18 protein-coding genes and 3 pseudogenes are annotated in these 22,630 nt (G+C 60.0%); 10 read left to right on the plus strand and 11 right to left on the minus strand.

The features are described from left to right. Positions 1-195: 195 nt before the first annotated feature. Positions 196-414: a hypothetical protein gene (locus AC1VON_RS10935; protein ID WP_172352164.1), complete on the minus strand. Its 219-nt coding sequence runs from the start codon at positions 412-414 to the stop codon at positions 196-198. Between the two features lie 508 nt (positions 415-922). On the opposite strand from AC1VON_RS10935, the gene AC1VON_RS10940 reads away from it, so the two are divergent. Continuing rightward, complete coding sequence (locus tag AC1VON_RS10940; RefSeq protein ID WP_483122098.1) at positions 923-1,948, plus strand: hypothetical protein; 1,026 nt, start codon at positions 923-925, stop codon at positions 1,946-1,948. Further along, entirely contained in the window at positions 1,839-2,366 is a 528-nt protein-coding gene (locus AC1VON_RS10945) for a hypothetical protein (protein ID WP_483122099.1), read from the plus strand. The genes AC1VON_RS10940 and AC1VON_RS10945 overlap by 110 nt, the downstream gene beginning before the upstream one ends. Before the next feature lie 302 nt (positions 2,367-2,668). Here AC1VON_RS10945 and AC1VON_RS10950 read toward each other — a convergent pair whose 3' ends face one another. Next, positions 2,669-3,823, minus strand: a complete 1,155-nt coding sequence (locus AC1VON_RS10950; RefSeq protein WP_246740781.1) for a glycosyltransferase — start codon at positions 3,821-3,823, stop codon at positions 2,669-2,671. Between the two features lie 1,649 nt (positions 3,824-5,472). Between AC1VON_RS10950 and AC1VON_RS10955 the strand changes: the two genes are divergently transcribed. After that, positions 5,473-6,147: a Crp/Fnr family transcriptional regulator gene (locus tag AC1VON_RS10955; protein WP_172352162.1), complete on the plus strand. Its 675-nt coding sequence runs from the start codon at positions 5,473-5,475 to the stop codon at positions 6,145-6,147. A gap of 948 nt (positions 6,148-7,095) precedes the next feature. Beyond that, positions 7,096-7,394 (plus strand): annotated as a pseudogene (locus AC1VON_RS10960) (IS110 family transposase); the annotation flags it as partial. A 3-nt stretch (positions 7,395-7,397) separates the two neighbouring features. Here AC1VON_RS10960 and AC1VON_RS10965 read toward each other — a convergent pair. The 7 genes and pseudogenes from AC1VON_RS10965 to AC1VON_RS10995 all read right to left on the minus strand — a co-directional run. Further along, positions 7,398-7,505, minus strand: a pseudogene (locus AC1VON_RS10965) (IS481 family transposase); the annotation flags it as partial. A gap of 57 nt (positions 7,506-7,562) precedes the next feature. After that, positions 7,563-8,297 (minus strand): ribonuclease activity regulator RraA, encoded by a 735-nt coding sequence (locus AC1VON_RS10970; protein WP_483122102.1) that lies wholly within the window; start codon positions 8,295-8,297, stop codon positions 7,563-7,565. 23 nt (positions 8,298-8,320) lie between these two features. Next, positions 8,321-9,485 (minus strand): annotated as a pseudogene (locus AC1VON_RS10975) (mandelate racemase/muconate lactonizing enzyme family protein). A 31-nt stretch (positions 9,486-9,516) separates the two neighbouring features. Then, positions 9,517-10,614 carry an ABC transporter ATP-binding protein gene (locus AC1VON_RS10980; protein ID WP_483122104.1) on the minus strand — a complete coding sequence of 366 codons (1,098 nt, stop codon included), beginning with the start codon at positions 10,612-10,614 and terminating at the stop codon, positions 9,517-9,519. 10 nt (positions 10,615-10,624) lie between these two features. Continuing rightward, positions 10,625-11,515, minus strand: coding sequence for a carbohydrate ABC transporter permease (locus tag AC1VON_RS10985; protein ID WP_483122106.1), 891 nt, complete (start codon positions 11,513-11,515; stop codon positions 10,625-10,627). Beyond that, entirely contained in the window at positions 11,512-12,459 is a 948-nt protein-coding gene (locus tag AC1VON_RS10990) for a carbohydrate ABC transporter permease (protein WP_172352157.1), read from the minus strand. The genes AC1VON_RS10985 and AC1VON_RS10990 overlap by 4 nt, the downstream gene beginning before the upstream one ends. A gap of 77 nt (positions 12,460-12,536) precedes the next feature. After that, positions 12,537-14,018 (minus strand): ABC transporter substrate-binding protein, encoded by a 1,482-nt coding sequence (locus AC1VON_RS10995; protein ID WP_172352156.1) that lies wholly within the window; start codon positions 14,016-14,018, stop codon positions 12,537-12,539. A 214-nt stretch (positions 14,019-14,232) separates the two neighbouring features. Here AC1VON_RS10995 and AC1VON_RS11000 point away from each other — a divergent pair, with 214 nt between their 5' ends. The 5 genes from AC1VON_RS11000 to AC1VON_RS11020 all read left to right on the plus strand — a co-directional run bounded on the left by AC1VON_RS11000 (position 14,233) and on the right by AC1VON_RS11020 (position 19,201). Further along, positions 14,233-14,943 carry a GntR family transcriptional regulator gene (locus tag AC1VON_RS11000; RefSeq protein WP_172352155.1) on the plus strand — a complete coding sequence of 237 codons (711 nt, stop codon included), beginning with the start codon at positions 14,233-14,235 and terminating at the stop codon, positions 14,941-14,943. 47 nt (positions 14,944-14,990) lie between these two features. Then, positions 14,991-16,157 carry a mandelate racemase/muconate lactonizing enzyme family protein gene (locus tag AC1VON_RS11005; RefSeq protein ID WP_483122108.1) on the plus strand — a complete coding sequence of 389 codons (1,167 nt, stop codon included), beginning with the start codon at positions 14,991-14,993 and terminating at the stop codon, positions 16,155-16,157. 54 nt (positions 16,158-16,211) lie between these two features. Then, complete coding sequence (locus AC1VON_RS11010) at positions 16,212-17,570, plus strand: mandelate racemase/muconate lactonizing enzyme family protein (RefSeq protein WP_483122110.1); 1,359 nt, start codon at positions 16,212-16,214, stop codon at positions 17,568-17,570. Between the two features lie 92 nt (positions 17,571-17,662). After that, entirely contained in the window at positions 17,663-17,989 is a 327-nt protein-coding gene (locus AC1VON_RS11015; RefSeq protein ID WP_172352152.1) for an NIPSNAP family protein, read from the plus strand. 9 nt (positions 17,990-17,998) lie between these two features. Next, entirely contained in the window at positions 17,999-19,201 is a 1,203-nt protein-coding gene (locus AC1VON_RS11020) for a mandelate racemase/muconate lactonizing enzyme family protein (RefSeq protein ID WP_483122112.1), read from the plus strand. Between the two features lie 16 nt (positions 19,202-19,217). Here AC1VON_RS11020 and AC1VON_RS11025 read toward each other — a convergent pair whose 3' ends face one another. Together AC1VON_RS11025 and AC1VON_RS11030 are read right to left on the minus strand one after the other, a co-directional pair. Then, entirely contained in the window at positions 19,218-20,111 is an 894-nt protein-coding gene (locus AC1VON_RS11025; RefSeq protein WP_483122114.1) for an NAD-dependent epimerase/dehydratase family protein, read from the minus strand. Between the two features lie 65 nt (positions 20,112-20,176). Then, positions 20,177-21,334: a mandelate racemase/muconate lactonizing enzyme family protein gene (locus tag AC1VON_RS11030; protein WP_172352149.1), complete on the minus strand. Its 1,158-nt coding sequence runs from the start codon at positions 21,332-21,334 to the stop codon at positions 20,177-20,179. Positions 21,335-21,624: 290 nt separating this feature from the next. Here AC1VON_RS11030 and AC1VON_RS11035 point away from each other — a divergent pair, with 290 nt between their 5' ends. Continuing rightward, positions 21,625-22,611, plus strand: coding sequence for an aldo/keto reductase (locus AC1VON_RS11035; protein WP_172352148.1), 987 nt, complete (start codon positions 21,625-21,627; stop codon positions 22,609-22,611). The last annotated feature ends 19 nt before the right edge of the window (positions 22,612-22,630 follow it).

Raw genomic sequence — 22,630 nt, forward strand, 5'->3', positions numbered from 1 at the left:
ATGGATTTGCCAGCGTCTGCCCAGGCTTACGCGGTCTGTCTGCGGATAAAGCGAGACAGGATAGGGGAGCCACTCGCCCGCCCCAGTGGCTCCCCTATCGCTTTGTAGGAGCGGCGCGCCAGGACAGCGAAAAAAATCCGCCTGCCAGCATTGGCTGACAGGCGGATAGATACTTCTGGAATTGACGCTTGGACCTCAGGCGTTTCCCTGGGGATCCGTCTCACTCAGCCACCGCCTACCCTTTGCATCGCTGCAGGTCACGGTTTCGAAGGCATCGATCAACTTCTTGGCGGCTTTGTTGGCAACGTGGGATTCAGGATACTGGGCGGTCACAGCCCGCGCCCGTTCATAAATTTCCCTGAGTTGCTTCATCTGCTTAGGGCTAAATGCGCCATGTATAACCTGGGTGGTCATACCGCTTATCCTCCTCAATATGGAACTCCGGAGAACCCACCCCGTTGCCAAGAGCTCCTGACATTCTCCAATTAACACGACATTTCACGATTGTAAGCATAAGCTTGCCCGCAGACTGTGTATAAGCGTGACATTTATCGCCGTCGAGGCGTTCTTTAGTGGGCGTTTGCCAATTAGCCGTTTGCAGGAAGGGGTAGGCCGGAATCCGAAAGGCCGGCGTCTCGAACTATTCCAGACGTGTTGGCCATAGGCCGCGCGTGCTTCTCTAGTCCAAGCGAATAACTCGGCACTTGGCACCCATGGCTGGCAGCCCTTTTTATCAGGTTCACCGACAAGCATAACGCTGCACCGTGGATCTGCCGCTGCTCCGGGCTACGGCTTCCTGCGGAACGCGGGACTACGCCGTTTGGCTCTCTTGCCCAAGCTATGCGCCTGTCGAATGATGCATCATCGGATAGCGTCTTCGTCAACGTTAGCATGACCAACTGGGAGAGAGGCTCAATCAGCAATGCAGGTTTCTTTACCGGGTCTGCTGGTGTGCGCGGCTATTCTGATCATTGCATACTATTCCCGAGGAATGCTGATTGTTGGGCTGATTGCTTCCCAGGCATTCGGCGCCACGGCCGTCATGACCCTGACTTTTTTGGGTGGGTCATCTCCGCTCATCTACACCATGTTCGAGGCTCTGCTCGTCGCTGCCGTCGCTGCCAGACGACATATATGGCTCGACTTAGGACGCGTGTTTGGGAGCATCCGCCCAGTCTGGATCCTTGCGGGCGTCATGGTTTACGCAATCATTGGAGCGTGGCTGTTTCCAAGGTTTTTCGCCGGGCAGACGGCTGTCTTTGTTCAGTCGAAAATCCGCGGCACCGTCGTGGAAGCTTCGCTGGCTCCGGTTTCAGGCAATACCTCTCAGACAGGCTATTTCATTCTCGGTGGCCTAACGACCATCGCGCTTTGCACCCTGTTGCTGCACGCCGACAGGATAGACCAGCTACGCCGTGGGTTCTTCTTGTGGTGCGGCCTACATGCCGGCATGGGGCTGCTTGATTTCGTCAGCAAGAATGCCGGCGTGGGCGACGTACTCGCCCCGATCAGAACCGCCAACTATGCGATCATAAGCAACGCTTACGAGGCCGGTTTCGCACGTATCACAGGACCTTTTTCCGAGGCCTCTTCGTTTGCCGGCGCCTCCCTGGCCTGCCTGGCATTCTCCTTTACATATTGGAGAAAGACCAGGTCTCGTCTCGCCCAGTGGCTTGCGGCCATTCTGCTTTTCCTGACCATCCTGTCGACATCCTCGACCGCCTATCTTGGCCTCACTTTGCTGTGTATTCCGGTCGCCCTCTCAATGTTGGCATCAGTTCTCAGGGGACGAGTTCGAGCGGGAGGAGATATTGATCACCGTCCTGATGGTGCTGGGCGTGGCCGCTGTTTTGGGCGTCAGCCTCTACAGGGCCGACGCGCTGGATCCCTTCGTCAGGCTCATCAACAGCACCATCATCAACAAAGCCGATTCCGCCTCGGGGCATGAGCGCACCTATTGGAACCTCAAGAGCCTGCAGTCCTTCGTCGACACCAGTGGCCTTGGCGTCGGCTTCGGCAGTTCCAGGGCATCAAGCTGGCCGATCGCGGTTCTGTCCCAGCTTGGCTTCTTTGGGTCTCTGATGCTGGCCATGCTGCTCGGTGTCCTGACCCGGGGATTGAGCGGGGTGCAACAATGGGTGGCGCCTGAGACGGCTGCAGTCGCATTGAGCATCAGGAACGCCGCCTTCGCCGGCATAATTGCCAACTCGGTGTCAGGCGGCAGCGCCGACCCTGGCCCCCTCTTCTTCATCGCAATCGCTGTTGTCTCTGCCACCAGGGTCAGCGCCTTACGCATGGCAGCGGGTTTTGAAAGACGCAATCGCTATCAGACGGCACAGCCCATGCCTGCTATCGATGCTGCCTAGGGGACCGGAACGCTACCCAGCGCCCGAGCCAATGCTTCACTCAAGTCGTTTTGCCAACGATCCCGGAAAATGGAACGACTGCTTTCGTAGGCCTCCACTGCAGTCGCGGCCTCTTCGGGAAGTTTGCGCGCGATCTCCGCAGCCGTGTGCCGCACCATTGGCTCTGGCACTGGGGCGGGCTGTTCAATGCAGGCTTGCGGTGGAAGGCATTGCCATTCTGGTATCGCGCGGCCTGCCCCCTTTTGGGCCTCTGACCCACAGGCGAGGTATGCCCGCGCCTTCACCAAACGTCCGGACTCGATTTATCCGCCCAGCAGCAGGCTTCTCCAGCCCTGCAGGAAGCGCTGTTTCGAAGCGCGCGAGGCAACGTCCCGCAGTTCGCGGCTGGCCCGTGCCTTTTCGCTCGAACTGCGTGAAAGGGCTCGCCGCATCGCCTGTCCGATTGCAGTCGTGTCTTTTGGAGGGACTTGCACGCATACGCCTTCCACCGCTTCCACCAATGCACTTCCCTCGGAGACGATCGGTAAGAGGCCCATATGGGCCGCCTCCAAGGCGGGCATGCCAAACCCTTCCAGAAGGCTCGGCAGAATGAATGCCTCTGCTTTCGCGTAGAGCCAGCGCAACTGGCTGTCCGCCACATATCCCGGCAACACCGTCCCTGGTATCGATTTCGCAAGATCGACGATCTTCTCGCGGCCTTCGCCTCGCGAGCCGCAAAGCACGTATTTGATACCTTGCTTGTAGAACCCGCCGTCTCGATAGGCCTCAAGCGCCGTGATCTGGTTCTTACGTGTTTCAAAGGCGCCGACAGTCAAGAAGAATGGCCCGTCGACACCAGGAAGAGCTTCCAGCGACCCCTCAAACAGGCCCGTGCGCACGTATAGCGGAATGGTGGTCAGGAATCGGAAGTTTGACCCATAGATGGAAACGAAATTGTCCTTCGACCAATCGCTGACGAAAACAATCCCGGGCCTGTGCCTGCGGATTTTTTCATAGGCGACACGGTAATTCTCGACGGTTACAGAGTCATAGAGGTAGCTGTGGCTCAAAGGGCCGACGTCATGGCAGAGCACGATATCTTTTTCAGCCAGCTCTGATCTCAGCACAAAGAGCGGATCGAGAAAGATCCGGCTGTTGCCACCCGCGGCTTTGCTGCCGATCAAGCAATATTGGCTGTCCTTAAGCCAACTGATTTCCAGCATCATCAGCCTGGCCGCGATCTTGCGCGCCAGCCCTTCGGGAGCTATCGCGCCAAGTCTCCAATATCGAACCCGTGCGTGCTCTGGTACGAACTCCTGGCAAAGGTCCTTGGCTATATGCCAAGCACCAGTCCGGTTCAATATCGATAGCGAGTTTTCAAAAAGTGGACGACCAACGGCGGCAGCCCCGAAGGGCTCTGAACAAGTCGATCCAACTCTTCCCGCCGCCTGTGGACCGTGCCGCTTTTCAATATCCAACAACCGTTCACCTGATAGTAGTGTCGAACCCGTCGACGGCCTTCATCCAATGCACGGACAGTATCGGAAAAACCGTCACAAGTTTCAGTTTGGTTGTGAAAAAGCGTATCGGGTGGTAGCTATTTGTCAACGGAACCACAGGGGAAGAGGCTCCTCTAAAAGGAGCAAGTTGGCTCTAGTCTTATAGGATGATTGTTGCGGCAGCGGGGATTGAGCAGCTATCTGCAGAGGCCTACCCTCCTTGCGCTCGCGATGCATGCCGGAGGGCATGAGGATGACTGTGGCTCATCGCTGGTGGCGCCGCTATCATATCTGTTACGCTGCCCAACTAGGCTTAAGGATAGCCCCCCTCCAGACTTGGGCCACTGCGTCGATAACGAGGGTGCAGTTCGCGAAGTCAAATCGAAGGTATTCCTGGCTTTCCCTCCTCTTGGTTATGCCGCAGGACCAAGGTCTTACACTCTTGATTACCAAGGTCTGAGCGGATCGCTTTGGTTCCGCGAACGTCTATGGAATGTTCTTCCTTAGGCTAACCTAGATTAGGCGGCAGCTGCGGCGTCGACTTGCTAGCACGACAGCCTGAGATGTGTCGGATTTTTACCAGACCGTACTGAATCGATCCTGTCTGCCTCTGCGAGTGCCCAACGTTGCCATGATTCCAGTGCCAAGGAATCGATATCAGCCGCACCATCATCAATCGCCAGCAGGCGCCTGGAGGGGCAGCAAAGGTGTGTGTCAGCCACGGCGCCGCTGGCATGGAGCCGGTGCTCCGGGCCATCATCGTAATCCGCACACACCTGATCTTCCTATGTGGCAGGCCTCTGTCGGCCATGCGTGCATCCAGGTCTCAGGCGCGCCAAGGAGACCGCTGTGCCATCCGTTTCAAGTCACCTCGCAGACCGTGGCAGGAACATCAACAATCACGCATCACGACGCTGACCGCATGTGCGGCTCGAATTCGCCCGCAAACGAACGACCGTGGAAAGCACGTTCTACGCAATGCGCGCGAGCTTGTTGGCCAAAGCTGCAGCCAGAACGTTGTGATGGAGCCGCCGCGCCGCGGCGCTCAGCCATCCGTCAGGGCCAAACTTGGCCCAGCTCCGTGGCTAAGCCGGTACCGCGCGCGCCCATGGCTAATCGCTACCGTTCTTACGCTTGCAATCATTATGACTGGGATAAGACTTGCAGTCGGTTAGCCCTTTCCCGGATTGCGTCTCACGTCGCGACAACACGGCCGCTAACGGAGCAGCGGGCTCACAGCGTCGATTCATGGGGCGCGGCAGGAATTCATCGATGTGGTGAGCAGTCGCCAATCCCGCACTGGCTATGAGTGGCGGTAGAAGAACAAGGCGAACTCTCGACTGCGTGCTCGGGCGATCCCATGATTTCCTCCCACGATCACCGATGAGGGGGCATAGAGATAGCGTCGCAAAAATCGTTTGAATGCAACCAATTCGACGCGACCATATCGCAATGTTTGAATCCGCCGGCGCGTGTCTGGAGGGTCCTTGTCTGCGGGGCTATCAATTGGGGTTGATCTGAGTCAAGGGGAGCGGCCCTGGTGCGATTTATCTTTGTCAGCCTCCCAGACATTCGTTGGCTGTAACGTCGGAGTGATCGTTTTGTCGTTGGACGCTTTGGTTAAGCGAATGCGCAGGATAGCGTTGGGCGAAGCCGAGCGAGATGCCTTGGCGAGGGCGATAACGAGCACAAGGGACTACAGGCGCGGCGAGACCATCTTTGATTCCGAGGAGGATACTCCAGAGCTTCACATAATGTCGGAGGGCTGGGCCGCCCGCTCCGTTTCTTTCAAGGACGGAGCCCGGCAGATTACCGATCTTCTGATCGTCGGCGACTTGTGCGACTTGTCGGCGTTGGGGAAGGGTTCTGTCGGACGTGTGGCCGCACTGACCCCGACTGTGGTTACGGTTTTGAACCGGCACGCGGTGACTGCGGCGATAGCTCGCCATCCCAACCTCGCCAAAGCCTTCATAAGCATCGCCTTGATCGAACAGGCAACCTTGCGGGTTTGGCTGGCCTATATGGGGCGGCACGAGAAATCGACACATCTGGCACATCTCTTTTGCGAGTTGCATGCTCGCCTTCGCCGCGTCGATCTTGTGGGGGATCATTCCTTCGATCTGCCATTGACCCATGAGGTTCTGGCTGACGCTACGGGAATGAGCGGTGTTCACCTCAACCGCGTCCTGCAGCAGATGCGCCAGGACGGGTTGATCACCCTTCACAAGCATCATTTGGAGATACTTCAGCCCCAGCGGTTGCGGGAGCTGGCGGAGTTTGACCCTGCTTACATCTGCCCTTGATGGAAGCGAGGCGATCGAAGCTGGTCGTTCATCTCAAGGGCGATTAAATCAACTCATCTTTAAGCATCGAGCCGCCCGCTGAATCGGTTCGCTGTCTTCCTTTCGGTCGCAGCGGCGAGGGGCGCTTAACACGTTCCCCAAACGGCGACCGCGTAGTCAACGACGAATTCCATCCCCGCAAGACCAACCCATGTAAGTGTTTTCTCGAAACCGACATGCAAAATGCGTGTTCGATTCGATGCCGAATGGCAATCACTTAGGCGCCGACATCTGGCACGTTGTGTCAGCGCGGAGGGTATGGACGGCGCTTCGAGGCTGTCGCCCTTTTTCGAGCGGCTGGGATGGGTTGCCGCCGAGACAATGTGACTTAAGGGTTGGGAATCCAAGCCCTTCGAAAATACAAATCTCTCCTGAAATCGGAGCGCGTTGCCCCAACGATGCGCCCCGGTAGGCCGGCGCCTTCGCCCAATCACCCCAATGGAGGCGCCGGCCGCTCCCGCAGGACCATCTGTTCGGCCAACGATATCGAGTTGGTGAGAAAAGGGCATAGCTGCGCAACGCCTACCTGCAGCTGCAGGTGTGCGTCTGCCTCCAGCCCATGCTCATAAATCTGCAATCTGCGTCAGAGCTGAACGCCTGGGCTTTGCGACTCCAGAGCGCGAAACTGCCAAAGCGTCTCCGATCAAACGGCGCTCATATGGAAATCGGACGGACCGCGTGGTGTGAGTGCATCGGATTTGGCTATCCGCCCATCTGCAGCAGAGTTTGCAGGAAGCCTTCGACCTATCGCAACGATAGGCAGCTTCTTGCGCCATCGCACTTCGGTGCGACGAGGGATTGCGGCCCGTAATCGGGGCAGGTGCCAGGCTGGACAGCAAACCTGTGCGTCTGCTGGGTGGCGACTGGAGTGACCATTCTGTTCTCGTCAAAGAGCGCAGGAGGCGGACGATGGAATTCCTTTGTGGACTGGACGTGGCGATCGACGAGACTGCGGTGTGCGTCGTCAACGAGACCGCGCGGTGCATCTGAAGAGCACAGTGGTGACGGATGCGGAAGCGACCTGGAAGGCGCTGAAACCGTTTGTGGCGCGGCGGCGGCGGGTCGGCCGCGAAGCCAGCTCGCTGTCACCCTGACTGCAGCCTGAACTGGCCAGGCTCGGCCTGCCGGCAATGTGCCCGGAAACCAGGCATGTGCGCGTCACGATGGCGGCGCAGCGCGACAAGACCGACGCTGCCGACGCACTCGGGGGGATTGATGCCATAGCGCTTCGAAAGCGCCCTCAGGCTCGCTTGACTATGTTGTATCGCTCGACGGATCGCCTCTGTCGTTGTGGCGCTCCCATGCAGAACCTGGCCCACAGCGCATCCTTTGATTCGGACGTCAATGATGAACCATCAAAGCCTGGGATCAAACATCTAGCGCTTTGCGCTGCGCCACTCCTCGTATTCTGCGCGGGCATCGTCATGCAGCGGATAGTAGCGTTGCAACGGCGCGCCCTGCATGAGCTTCTGTCGCGAAAACTCTTCCCAATCGTGATGCTTCTTCGATTCTTCAATCACTTTTGAGGCCATTGCGACTGGAACTACCACCACCCCGTCGTCGTCGGCCACGATGATATCGCCGGGTATCACCGTGACACCGCCGCAGGCAATCGGAACATTTACGGCGTTTGGATAGATGCTGGTCTGCACGTGGTAGTTGGGGGTCCAGCCGCGCAGCCACAGCGGCAGATCGAGCTTCTCGACGTTGGGCCGGTCGCGCATGCATCCGTCGATGACGATGCCGGCGCCGCCTCTGCCCTTGAAATATGTGGACATCATATCGCCGAAGACGCCCGAGCTCATGTCGGCACGCGCGTCGACCACAACCACGTCGCCTTCCTGCGCATGATAGAGCACGTGCCGGTGCAGTTGTGTCTCTGGATCGGCGTATTCTCCCTCGTTGAAGAGATCCGGCCGTTGCGGCAGGAACTGCAGCGTCAGCGCCGGCCCGACGATCGACTTCCCGCGGTTCTGCGCCACCGGTCCGACCATATGCGGATTGCGGAAGCCCATATGGCCAAGCGTGCCGGCAACGGTCGCGGCGCCGATCTCCCTTAGCGCGTCGATCAGGTGTTTAGGTGGCCGCGTGATGTCGGGGGTATGCGTCATGATGGACTCCGGTTGAAATTGAACTACCAGTTGGTGACAGAACCATCGCGGCGCTTGAGGTGGGGCGCTTCCCAGAAACGGAAACTCTGCGCCCGGATCGCCTCTTCGTTGACCTCGACGCCGAGCCCCGGCAGGTCGCTGACCGGATAGTCAGAGCCGTCCAGCCGGGGTTGCACGGGAAAGAACTCGGAACTGTCGAAGCCCAGCTTCCTTTCCGGCGCCCGGGTCTCGAGCCACGCGAAATTCGGCACCGCCGCGCCGAGATGGATGGTCGCGGCGGTGCACACCGGACCAAGGGGGTTGTGCGGCATCAGGTCCACATAGTGCGCCTCGCTCCAGCCAGCGACCTTCATCGCCTCGGTGAACCCGCCGACATTGCATATGTCGAGCCGGTTGAACTGATGGATGCCGCGTTCGATGTAGGGCAGGAACTGCCACTTGCTGGCAAATTCCTCGCCGATGGCGAACGGAATGTCAGTCATCGTGCGCAGCGATTCGTAAGCCTCCGGCGTCTCGTCGCGTATCGGCTCCTCAAGGAAATCCAGCACGCCGCGGCCGAGCTTGTTGCAAAAGCTCGCCGCCTCGGCCACCGACAGCCGATGATGATAATCGATGCCCAGCACAGCGTCGTCGCCCAGCGCCTCGCGGGCTTTGTTCATCATCCTCGCGGTCACGCCAATCGAACTCGCGCGGATCGAAGAGGTCTCTGCTGCTTTGCCCGGCGGGGAAGAAGCGGATCGCCTGCCAGCCCTGCGCGCGCAATTCGCGGGCTCGTTCGATGGCAGCATCACCCTCGGCCTCGTCTCCGGTCGAGGCGAAGGTGGGGATGCGGTCGCGCTGCCTGCCGCCGAGCAACTCGTAGACTGGCACGCCCAGCGCCTTGCCCTTGATGTCGTGAAGGGCGATGTCGATGGCGGAAATCGCTGCCTGCAGAACGCGCCCGCCTTCGAAATACTGGCTGCGATAGACTTCCTGCCAAATCCGCCCGATCTGCATCGGGTCGCGGCCGATGAGAAACTCGCGATAGTGCTCGACGGCGCCCGTCACCGCCCTCTCGCGACCACTCAAGCCGCTCTCGCCCCAGCCGAAGATGCCTTGATCGGTCTCGACCTTGACGAGCATCTGGTTGCGCGTTCCTACCCATACTGGGTAGGGCTTGATAGCGGTAATCCTAAGCTTCTCGGTCATCCGGCCCCCATTTCAAACGCATGCGCCCTGCCTAGTCAGCCTCGAGGGCCATTTCCGTTTCGCCATCGAACAGGTGCATCCGCTCTTGGTCGAACTCGAGCCAGATCTGCTCGTCTGGCGCGACGGCAATGGCCGGCGGTACACTGACGTTGACGATGGCGCCGGACAGGAACGCCTGCACGAAGGTGATGTCTCCGGTAGGCTCCACCGTGTAGGCCTTGGCAGGGACGGCGCCTGGCACCGCGCTCTTGTGGAGCTTGATCGTCGAGTGACGTGCGCCGAGCACGACCTTCCTGGTCGTTGCCCGCGCGACTTTCCGCGCGTTGCGCGGCGAGAGCTCGAGGCTCCACCGCTCCGCGCCGGTCAGCACGGTGTTGCCGTTTGTCGTCGATGCTTCCAGCGGAACAAGGCTCATCGCCGGACTGCCGATGAAGCTGGCGACGAACATATTCACCGGATGGGCAAAGACCTGCGCCGGTGAATCGTATTGTTGCAGGTAGCCGCCGTTCATCACCGCCATCCTGTCCGCCATGGTCACGGCTTCGAGTTGGTCGTGCGTCACATAGATGATCGTGGCTTTGAGGTCCTGGTGGAAGCGCTTTATCTCCGACCGCATTTGCACGCGCAGTTTTGCATCGAGATTGGAAAGCGGCTCGTCCATCAGGAACACAGCGGGGTCGCGGACAAGCGCACGGCCGAGCGCCACACGCTGCTGCTGCCCGCCCGAAAGTTCGCGCGGCTTGCGCTCGAGCAACTGTGTCATATCGAGCACGCGCGCCGCTTCCTTGACCTTCCTGTCGATCTCGTCCCTGGGCAGTTTGCGCATCTGCAGCGGGAAGGCGAGATTCTTATAGACCGACTTTTGTGGGTAGAGCGCGTAGTTCTGGAACACCATTGCGATGTCCCGGTCCTTTGGGTCGAGGTCATTGACCACCCGGTCTCCGATGACGATATCGCCGGATGTGATCGGAATCAGACCCGCGACGAGATTGAGGGTCGTTGTCTTACCGCAGCCTGACGGACCGACGAGCGCAACGAACTCGCCGTCATTGACGGTCAGCGAAACCTCGTTGACGGCTTTGAAGCTGCCGTAGGTCTTGACGAGATCTTTGAGGACCACATGGGCCATGGGCAACTCCCTAGTGCTTGACCGCGCCCTCCGTGAGGGCGCGTACGAAGTATCGTTGCAGGACGAGGAAGAGGACCACGACGGGCACGCTCATGATAAAGCTGGCTGCCATCAGGCCTGGAAAGTCCGTCGTGTTTTCCGAGAAGAAGCGCTGGATGCCGACCGGCAACGTGAGCTGCTCGTTCTTGGAGAGGAAGGTGTAGGCGTAGATGTACTCGTTCCACGCACCGATAAAGGAATAGATCGCCGTGGCGATGATCCCTGGCGCCGAGAGCGGCATCACGATCAGGATAAAGGCCTGGAACCGCGTCGCCCCGTCGATGCGCGCCGCCTGCTCGAGCTGCACCGGGATGTTGTCGTAGAAGCCCTTCAGCAGCCAGATCGCCAGCGGCAGGCCGAAAGTGAGGTAGGTAAGGACCAGCGAGCCGTGCGTGTTCACCAGCCCGATCGCGCGCATCAGGATGAAGAGCGGCACGAGGAAGATCACCGCCGGGAACATGTTGCGAAGCAGCACGGCGAAGAACAGGAAGTTCCGGCCCGGGAAGGTGAAGCGCGAAAACGCATAGGCCGCGGGAACCGCCACGATAACGGAAAGGACGGTCGTGGCGGTCGAAACGAAAAGGCTGTTCCAGAAGAAGCGAAGGAAATCCTGGCCGACGCTGTTCTGTGGGTCGAGCAGCTTCTGGTAGCTGGCAAGGGTCGGTTGGTCAGGCCACCATTGCGGCGGGAATTGCATCGCCGCGAAGCCGGACTTGATCGAGGTGAGCAGCATCCAAATCATCGGCAACGCCGTGTAAAGGAGCATGAAGACGAGGAAGATGCGCCCACCCCACCGCCACCCGTCGACGCGCATGTGGCGGCGGGGCTGACCTCGAGCGGCGGTCTCGGCGGGTGTGCTCATGCGCTGTGATCCTTCCGCTCGTTTCCGCTCAGCGCACGGACGTAGAAGTAACCGAACATCATCAGGATGAGGAACAACAGCACCGAATAGGCCGATGCCACTCCCCAGCGCTGGCGGCCGAAGGCGAGCTCATAGATGTGGGTGATCCAGATATGCGATGCGTTCGACGGCCCGCCGCCGGTCATGATCCAGGGGATGATGAAGGAATTGAAGTTGGCCACTGCCAGCAGCAGGATCGTTACCGTCGAGACGTTTCTCAAATGCGGGAAGGTGACATGCCAGAAGCGCTGCCATGCATTGGCTCCGTCGACCTTTGCGGCGCGCAGCAACTGGTCGGGTACGGTCTGCAGGCCGGCCATCATCATGATCATGGCGAACGGGAACTCGCGCCAGATATTGACGACGATCAGGGAGGGCAGCACCGTTGACACGCTGTCGATGAAATTTGGCGGCCGGTCGGCCAATCCAAGCTCGACCAGCACCGCGCCGATGATGCCAAAGTCCGAATGGTAGATCCACTTCCAGATATAGGAAGCGGCGACCGCGCTGATGACCCAGGGAATGATCAGGATGGCACGCAGGACGCCACGGCCGACAAAGTCGCGATGGAGCGCCAGCGCGCAGGCAAACCCCAGGACAAAGGAAATGAAGGTGGATGCCAGAGTCCAGATCAGGGTGTTCGAGGTGACCTTCCAGAAAATCCCGCTGCTGAGGATCGCCGTATAATTGTCGACGCCGACGAAGATCTTGTCGCGAAGCTGCAGGCCAGGTGGCGTGTTGAAGAACGACAGCTCGACCGTGTAGTAGATCGGATAGGCGATCACGATCAGCATCACGGCGATCGCGGGAAGCACATACGCATAGTCGGCGCGATGCGCCCAGATCTTCCGCAGCAGGGGTCGAAATCCTCCCCGAGCCCCGGTCTTGCCGGTCAGGATCGTCACTTTGGCGTGCCCTTATTTTTCGGAACGAGCCGGTTGCACTCCGGGCGCGACCGGCAAGATCTCAAGTCATGCTTAGGCTAGAGCCCGCCGCCCATTAGCTCCTTCACCCTCTTGGCCGCATCGTCCGCTGCCTGGTCGACGGTCATCGCCCCGGTCAGGGCATTCTGCAGCATGTCTGGGACGATGATGTTCATGATCTCAGGCGACTGGGGCAGAGCCGGGAATGGGATGCCATATGGCAGCATCGAGGTCGTGACATCGAGGAACTTGATGCTGTCGAGACGCTCCTTCATCCATTTGGTCTTGAAGCCGTTGAGATTGCCCGGATTCGAGCCGGCATAGGCCATCTTCAGCGACCATTCCGGGCTGGTCCACATACAGATAATGGCCTTAGCGGCCGGCTCGTCCACCTTGCCGCCCTCGACATATTCGGGTTTCAGGATGTGAATGTTCGAGCCACCGAAGACGACGGCGCGCTTGCCGTCCGGGCCGGTCGGGATCAGGCCGTAGCGCATGTTGTCGATAACGGTCTGCGCCTTGTCCTTGTCGCTGCCCGTCGCCTTATTCTGCAGGTCAAGCATGACATTGTAGTCGGACGGGTGCGAGATCATCATGCCGAGCTGACCGGCGAGGAACAGCGGCTGGTTGTCGGCCTGCTGGTTGGTGAGTGCCGAAACCGGAACCGACTTGTCGCGGACATACATGTCGTAAGAGGCTTGCAGCGCGGCCTTACTTTGCGGACTGTCGAGCTCGATCTGCTTGTAGGTCGGGTTCGCCGTGGCTTCGTCGAAAACGCCGCCGCCATAGGCCCATAGCTGAGGCATGAAGCGGTACGGGGTATTGCCGGCATTCTTGCGGGCCACGAGACCGTAGCCGGCGATGCCGAGCTTGTCGTGGATTTGCTTGGAATACTTGACGACATCGTCCCAGGTTGCCGGAGCCTTGTCCGGATCGAGCCCCGCGCGTTTGAAGATGTCGGCGTTCCAGATGAAGGCCATCGTTTCGTTGTTGGTCGGCACGCCGTACGTGACGCCGTCCCAGGTCACAGCCTTCATGGCGCCGGGCCAGAAATCCTCGGTCGAATATCCCACGTCCTCGGGTTTGAGCGGCTGCAGATAGCCCTTCGAGGCGAACTCTGTGCCACCCAGGATTTGCAGGCGCACCGCCATCGGCGCGGCATTGCCAAGCAGCGCCGTGCGGAACTTGTCCAGGAGATCGTTGTAGGTGAGGGCCTGGTCCTCGAGCTGGATGTTCGGGTAGGTCTTGCGGAAGGTCTCGAAGAAGTCCTTGTAGTACTGGCGCAGGAGGTCGGGGTCGCCCTCGAACACGCCCTGATACCAAAACGTCAGTCGCCCCTTGTAGTCGAGCGGGGTGACCTTGGCGCAATCGGCGGCCGTGTCAAAATCCTGTGTGCCTGCAATGGAGCGCACATATTCCGGCGACCACTTGCTCAAGTCGACCGGCGCAGCACCCAGCGCCGGTGCGGACATCAACGATGCCACTAACGCAGTGGAGACAGTGCCGCGCAGGACGGCACCGCCGAGTGTAATCCTCGTCATAGGTATCCTCCAGGTTTCTCTCCCATGCCGCTCTGCATCGAGGCGAACGGCGTTACTCGTCGGCTACGGGGACATCTCCTCAAATGTATCCCTTCGAGCAATTTATACGTTTTCAGATCGCAGATTGGCTGTCAACGAAACAAATCGTACATTGTTTATGGGAATCGTGCGTGATATCGAGAAAGGTGTGTATTCACGGAAGGGGGAGCCGGCCTTGGCCGAAACGCGGGAATTCAAAGCAGAGCCACCCGAGGGGATCGATCCTCTTGGGGCCTCGAGCGAGGGCGCCTCGCTTTATGAACTGATCCGGGAGGACATCATCGAGGGGCGGCTCGCCGCTAACGAACGGCTGGTGGTCACCGATCTGGCCCGGCGTCACGGCACTTCGACCAATCCAGTGCGCGAGGCCCTGCAACTGTTACGCGGCGAAGGCTTTGTCACCTTTCTCCCCAATCGCGGGGCACGCGTGCGGCCCATAGACCAGGATTTTGTCCGGGATATCTACGAGATCGGTGTGCTGATCGAGCCAGCCCTGACGCGATGGTTTGTGAACATGGCGACCGACGAGGACATCGCCGAGCTCGAACGTCTCCAAGGCCTAATCGAAGAGAACAACTTCGCCGACACTTTCAGGCATAGCGAGCTGGATACGGCTTTCCATACCGTGATGTACCAGCGGCACTATAACCGCCATGCCGCCGAGCTTTGGTGGAAGCATCGCGAAGTGCTGCGGGCCGTAAGCCGGCGGTTCAATTTTACGCTCGCCCGCCGTGCCGCGATCATTCGCGAGCACCGCGAGCTCATCGCCCATGTAAAGGCAGGAAATGCCAACGAGGCAGCCGAACTCATTGCGCGCCATGTCGAGGGCTCTGGCCGGCATGTCCTCGAACACATGCGTGCGCGTAGCGCGGCCCGGGCTGGATAGCAGGCCGGGTCATCGTTTGCCCGGCCCTTCAGACAAAGGTAGTTGAGATGAAAATCACAGGCATCCGGCCATGGCTGATCAAGTCTCCGGCCTCATATTGGGGAGAATACCTGTTCGTCGAAGTGACGACCGACGAGGGGGTGAGCGGCTGGGGCGAGATCACCACCACCACAAAGCTGGCCAACCGCGCGCTCTGCGCGATCCTGCGGCAGATCGGCATCGCCGTGACTGGCGAGGATCCGGCGCGCATCGAGCATCTGTGGCACAAGATTTTCCGCAGCTTCACCTACATGGGCAGCCGCGGCGCCGCCGTTGAATGCGTGAGCGCCATCGACATAGCTCTGTGGGATATCCGCGGCAAAGTTCTCGGCAAGCCGATCTACGAGTTGCTGGGAGGGCCGGTGCGCGAGGAGATCGCGCTTTACACCCACCCCAACCAGGCCAAATTCACCAGCAAGGAGGCGGTCGTTCGCGAAATTCGCGACATTGTCGAATCCGGACACACTGGCCTCAAATTCGATCCTTTCCCCCATCAGGGCCGCACTGCGGATGGCCTGTCGCGCGAACAGCGCGACGGTTACCTCGATGGCAGCATGACCCGCAAGGATGAACGCGAAGCGGCCGAGCTCACGGCGCTGATCCGCGAAACGGCGGGCCCTGATGTCGACATCCTCATCGATGCGCATGGCCGCTTCGACGTTCCAACCGCCATTCGCCTCTGCAGGAGCCTCGAGGAAGCCGGCCAGATCGACTGGTTCGAGGAGCCCTGTCCGCCCGAGAGCCTGAACGCGCTCAAGCAAGTGCGTGAGAAGGTGAGTGCCGCCATCTCGTGGGGCGAGCGCGGCCACACGAAGTGGGATTTCGTACCGGTGCTCGAGAACAAGCTCGCTGACTACATCATGCCTGACGTCACCTGGACCGGCGGCATTACCGAACTGAAGAAGATCTCCGCCCTGTGCGAAGCCTACTACATCCCGGTCTCGCCGCACGATGCCGCGGGGCCGATCAACGTTGTTGCGGGAGCGCAGGTTATGATGACCGTTCCCAACTTCTACAAATTAGAGACGTCGGAGTGGAACCTCGGCAAATATGATCACCTCATGGACATCCCGCTCGACGTTTCAAACGGCAACCTCAAGCTGACGTCGAAGCCTGGTCTGGGGGTTGAGATGAATCGCGACTATCTGCAGGCCCACGAGATTGACATCGGCTAGCAAAGCCCAGCGCACCAGCGACAAGCCTCCCGCCGATCAGAACGAGGACAAGTCATGCCAAAAGCGGGTGGAGCCGACGAGGCTCTCAATCGGATCAACACGAATTCAAAACCCTCCAACCTTTGCATCACCGACATGCGGGTTGCCGAAATCGTCGGCGCGCCATTCACCTCGGCGCTGCTCAAGATCTATACCAATCAGGGGATCGTCGGGCTTGGCGAGGTGCGCGACGGCGCCAGCGCCACCTACGCTCTGATGCTGAAAAGCCGGCTGCTTGGCGAGAACCCTTGCGACATCGATCGTCTGTTTCGCCGCATCAAGCAATTCGGCGGTCACGGCCGGCAAGGCGGCGGCGTGTCGGCGGTAGAGATCGCGCTCTGGGATCTCGCCGGCAAGGCCTATGGAGTTCCCATCTACCAGATGCTCGGCGGCAAATTTCGCGATCATGTGCGCGTCTATTGCGATACCGATGCCGAAAAGCCGAGCGGCACCGAAACCGGAAAGCGCCTCAAACAGCGCATGGAGCGCGGCTTCACCTTCCTCAAAATGGACCTCGGCTTGATGCAGATCGCCCATGTCCCGGGCGCCGTGTCCGCTCCCGCCGGCGCGCTCGAAGGGTTTCACGCCAATCCGCGCGGCCGCGGCGGTACGCTCAAGGAGCGCAAGGCCCGCAATCTCGCCTACGACGCGCAGAACGTGCAGCACCCGTTCACGGGCCTGCATTTCACCGAAAAGGGGATCGACCTGCTCGAGCAGTACATCCACGAGGTTCGCGAGGTCATCGGATACGAAATCCCGCTCGCCATCGACCATGTCGGCCACATCTCGCTGCAGGACGGCATACGTCTGTCGCGCCGTATCGAGAAATATGTTCCTGCCTGGCTCGAGGACGTGATTCCCTGGCAATATACCGAGCAGTACCGGCAGCTGCAGCAGGCCACCACGGTGCCGATCTGCACCGGCGAGGACATTTACCTCAAGGAGGGCTTCGAGCCTCTGCTCAAGAGCGGCGGCCTCTCCGTCATCCACCCGGACCTGCTCACCAGCGGGGGCATCCTGGAGACCAAGAAGATCGGCGATATGGCACAGGACCACGGCGTCGCCATGGCGATCCATATGGCCGAAAGTCCGATCGCCGCGATGGCCGCCGCGCATGTCGCCACCGCGACCGAAAACTTCATGGCGCTCGAATACCACTCCGCCGATGTCGACTGGTGGGACGACATCGTCACCGGCCTGCCCAAGCCGCTCGTCAAGGACGGCTTCATCACCGTGCCCGACAGACCGGGGCTGGGCATAGACGATGTGGTCGACGAGGTGATCAGCCAGCATCTGCAGTCCGGTGTCACGGGGATATGGCAATCCACCGAACATTGGGACAATGAATATAGCTGGGACCGGACTTGGAGTTAGCCCAGACCTCCTGCCATCATCCCCCAGGCTCAGGGCCAACGATCGACCATTCGTGTCGACCTCTCCCAGGCGAAGAAGGAACGGACGAAACCATGATCTACGAATTGCGTATCTATGACTGCCTGCCGGGCAGGCTGCCGGCTCTGCTCAAGCGCTTTTCCGAGCAAACGCTGGCCATCTGGGAGAGGCATGGCATCCGCCAAGCCGGGTTTTTCACCACGGCGATCGGCGAAAACAGCAATCGCCTCACCTATTTCCTCGCCTGGGAATCGCTGGCCGAGCGTGAGGCGAAATGGACGGCTTTCGTCAGCGATCCGGTATGGCACAAGGCCCGGGAAGAGTCTGAGCGCGACGGGCAGATCGTTGCCAATATCAGCAGCCAGTTGCTCACGCCGACAGCTTTCTCGTCTGTGAAATAGGGCTGCGCCATGAAGATCACCGATCTGCGCTGCGCGGTTATCGGCAAGCATCCGATCGTTCGCGTCGTCACCGACGAGGGCGTCTATGGTCTGGGCGAGGTGGAGTATACCAAAACCTATCTCAAGCCCTTTGTGCTGCATTTCCGCGAGGCGCTGCTCGGCGAGGACCCGACCGACGTCGAGCGGGTGATGCTGAAGATCCGCCAGCGCGGTTCATTCAAACCCTATGGCGCGGCGGTGAGCGCCATCGAGCATGCGCTATGGGACATTGCCGGCAAGGCCGCGGGCGTGCCGGCCTACAAACTCCTCGGCGGCAAGGTGCGCGACAAGGTGCGCGTCTACAACGGTTCGATCCGCCGCAAGCGCACGGGCGACCGGCCGGAGGACTACGCCGCCGACGTCAAATGGATGATGGAGCAGCCGCAGAACTTCTTCATGGTCAAGCAGGGAATCTCGTTCCACTCCAACATGAAGGACAGCATCGAGGACTTCCACTACGGCGTGACGCAGAAGAAGGCCGGCTATCACGGCGCCATGGATCAGGGCGTGATCAGCGAGCGCGGTTTCAATCACATGCTCGACTGCGTGGCGGCGATGAAGGAAGTGCTGGGCGACAAGGTCAGCCTGGCGCTCGACTGCGGCCCGGGCTGGATGCTGCCCGATGCGATCAAGTTCGCTCGCGCGGTCGAGAAGTACAATTTGATGTGGCTCGAGGACATGCTGACCGGCGACTATGTGCCGTGGGTCAACCCGCAGGCCTACCGGGAGTTGACGACGTCCACCTCGACGCCGATCCATACCGGCGAGCAGATCTATCTCAGGCATAATTTCAAGGAGCTGATCGAGACGCAGGCGGTGCGGGTCATCGGCCCGGACCCCGCCGATATCGGCGGCATTGCCGAACTCAAATGGGTCGCCGAGCACGCCTATATGCACTCGATCCTGATGGCGCCGCACGGTACCGCGAACGGCCTGCTCGGCCTCGGCGCGCTGATCAATGTCTGCGCCACCTTGCCCGCAAACTACATCGCCTTCGAATATCCGAGCGCCTCGGACCGGTGGTGGGAGGATCTGGTGATCGGCTTGCCATCACAGATCGTGCAGGACAGCATGGTGGACCTGCTGGAGGCGCCGGGGCTGGGTCTCGATATCGACGCAGAAGCGGCCAGGAAATATCTCGGCGAAGAGGATGCGGGCTTCTTCGATCGCTGAAGTGCCCATCGGGGCATCAACCGGGTCGTTGTGTGCGCCAGTCATATTCTTGCCGGAAGCCAAGGACGTCGCGCAGCTTGCGGTTTGAGATCGGTCCTTCGAACGTATCCATGGCGCGTGTGACTGGTATGCTGGGTGCGTGTTTGCCCAGAAACTCCGCCGTCGGCAACTCAGCCACGATGTTGTCGTTGACGGCGTTGAATATCTGGAACCCCAAGCCATCCTTCTCGATGCACAGATCGACGATCTGGCCGAGATCGCGAGCGTCCATGTAGGTCCAGGCGTCGCGCCGCCGTTTCGAGGGATCGGCCAGGAATTCCGGGAAGCGGGCATAGTCATGCGGTTCGACGACGCCGCCGATCCGCAGCGCATAGATGTCGGCTCCGGTGCGGGAGGCAAAAGAGCGCGCGATCTTCTCGCCGAGCACTTTGGAAAGACCGTAGCTGTCGGTCGGATCGACGTCGTAGTCCTCTTCCACCGGAAACGACGTGAAATCGCGGACGCCTTCGGCAAAGCACACGCCATAGACCGTTTCGCTGGAAGCGGTAATGATCTTGCGGATGCCGAGCTTGGTGGCGGCTTCGATCACATTGTAGGTTGACTGCACATTGGCGGCGAACATGGCGTTGTCCGGCCGCAGGAATATCCGCGGGAGCGCCGCGAAATGGACGACGGCGTCGACTGGGCCGCGGCCCTTGCCGCCGAAATATTCGTTGAATCCGAAATGCAGCGTCAGCGCATTGTAGGTCTCGCCGGCGTCCGCAAGGTTGGTGATGACGGTGTCGACATCAGGCACATCGAGCGGTGTCAGGTCGAGGTTGAGGACCTGATGCCCATGTTTCAGCAAATAGGGTATGACATGGCGACCGATCTTGCCGCTGCCGCCGGTGAAAATGATCCGCTTGCCCATGGTGTTCTCCCAACGGATTTGTTCGGTCGAGCAGCCGGTGCCGGCCGGCAGAACGCCGTCCCCCGCTATTCGAAGATGCCATAGCCGGGGACGGCGTGTTTGCGCACACCATCCATGTCGAGCTCGACGCCGATGCCGGGCACGTCAGGCACGACAATGTGGCCGTCTTCGACGATTGAGTTGGCGCCATTCGGCAAGCGTACATAGCTGTCCCAGGCTTCCCGCTCCTCGAGCGCGTGCCACTCCAGCACCAGGAAGTTCGGAACGCTGGCGCAGACATGACACGTCGCCATCGTGCCCAGTGGCGTCGACACCAGATGCGGCGCGAAGGGCACGTAATACATCTCGGCGAGATTCGCGATCTTGCGGCTCTCCGCCAAGCCGCCGCATTTCGGCACGTCGGGCATGATGACGTCGGCGCCGTAATTCTGGAACAGTTCCCGGAAGCCCCAGCGCAGATAGAGATTTTCGCCGACGCAGATCGGCGTCTTTGTCCGCATGCGGATCTGCTTCAGGGCTTCGACATTTTCCGCCGGGATCGGCTCTTCAAGCCACAGAAGATTGAAGCGCTCCATCTCGCCTGCTATGCGGCTGGCGCTGAGCACATCATAGCGTGCGTGCAGGTCAATGCAGAGATCGATGTCAGGGCCGACCGCCTCGCGCACTGAAGCGACGCGCTCGATCATGAACCGCAGCTCGGCGCCATTGATGGTGTGGTTCACCGCGTCGAATTTCGCCGGATGGCGCAAATTGTCGATGTCGAATTTAAGCGCCGTGAAGCCTTCCGCCACCATGCGGCGCGCACGCGACGCACAGCCCTCCGGCGATCCCGATGCCTCATCGCCATCGCCGCAATCGGCATAGAGCCTTATGCGGTCGCGGAACTTGCCGCCGAACATGCGGTAGAGCGGCTGGCCGGCGGCTTTCGCCGCCACATCCCACAAAGCCATTTCGAGCCCGGTCAAGGCGATGAGAAAGATGCCGGCCTGGGCGCCGGAAAACACATGGTCGCGGCGGATCTTGTCCCAGCAATATTCGACATTGCGCGGATCCTGGCCGATCAGTTCCGACTTCAATTCCGAGATCAGTCCGACGATCGCCGCCGCGCCGGCATCGGGGTTGGCTTCGCCATAGCCGGAGATGCCGGCATCGGTATCGATACGGATCAGGGTCGCCTTGCCGTGATAGGCGACCACCGCCGTCTTGATGTCCACGATCTTCATCGAATCCTCCTCCCCGTGATGGCGCCGCGCTTACAACCGCAGATTTTCGGCCAAGAGCAAACTTGTCTAATAAGCATACAAGATAAAGTGATGAGGCGTAAACCCCCTTTGAAGGATTCTGCAGGAATGGACTTCTTAAATACCCATGTGGTTGAATAATTTAAGAAATTAGTGGATTACGATCGAAGATCACAAATCGGACGAACCCACTTGTTAGACGAGTATATAAGCGTATAAATTAGAGTTTAGCAGGGCGACAGCCATGTATGCCGCCAGTCAGGAGGAACAGGATGCAACAGCGACAGCTAGGATCGTCGACGGTCACGGTATCGGAGATCGGCCTGGGGACTTGGGGTATGTCCGGCGCGTTTTGGGGCGCGGCCGACGACGAGGAATCGATCCGGGTGATCAGGCGCGCCCTGGAGCTCGGCATCACGCTGATCGATACGGCCGAAGCCTATGGACATGGCCATGCCGAGGAGGTCGTCGGCAAGGCGCTGGCCGGCCGCCGCGACAAGGCTGTTATCGCGACCAAGGTCGCACCCAATCATCTCGAACCCGCCGCGATCGAGGCGGCACTTGACGGTTCGTTGAAGCGCATGCAGACGGACTATGTCGACGTCTACTTCGTCCACTGGCCGAACTCGGATTTTCCGATCGGCCCGACCATGGAGATGATGGAGCGGTTGCGCTCGTCAGGGCGCATTAAGGCGGTCGGCGTTTCGAATTTCAGCACCGCCGACATGGACAGCGCGCGCCAGCATGGCGTCATCGATGTGCTCCAGCCGCCGTACAACATGCTGTGGCGCGAGGTGGAGGCCGAGACGCTGCCCTATTGCCGCAAGCATAATATCGGCGTGATGCCTTATAGCGGTCTCGCCCAGGGCCTGCTTACCGGCCTGCTGTCGCCGGACACCAAATTCGTCGAAGGCGATGAGCGTCGCACCACCGTTCTGTTCCAGCCGGGCACCTACGAGCGCGCGGTGAACGCCGTCGACGCCCTCAAGCCGATTGCGGCGCGCTACGGCAAGACGGTTCCTCAGCTTGCGATCCAGTGGCTGACCAGCAGGCCAGGCGTCAGCTCGCCGTTGGTCGGCGCGCGCACCGTCAAGGAGCTTGAGGAAAATGTCGAGAGCGCCGGCTGGGCGATTTCCGAAGCGGACATAGCCGCCATCGACAGGATCACCGCACCGGTATGGGCGGAAATCAAGGACAAGGGCGACATGTTCGGTTTTCGCGCACGCCAGCGTCAGGAACAGCAAGCGAAGAGAGCCTAGTTCACTTTTCTGGATTGCT

Source organism: Mesorhizobium sp. HAY1-8B (assembly GCF_056868045.1).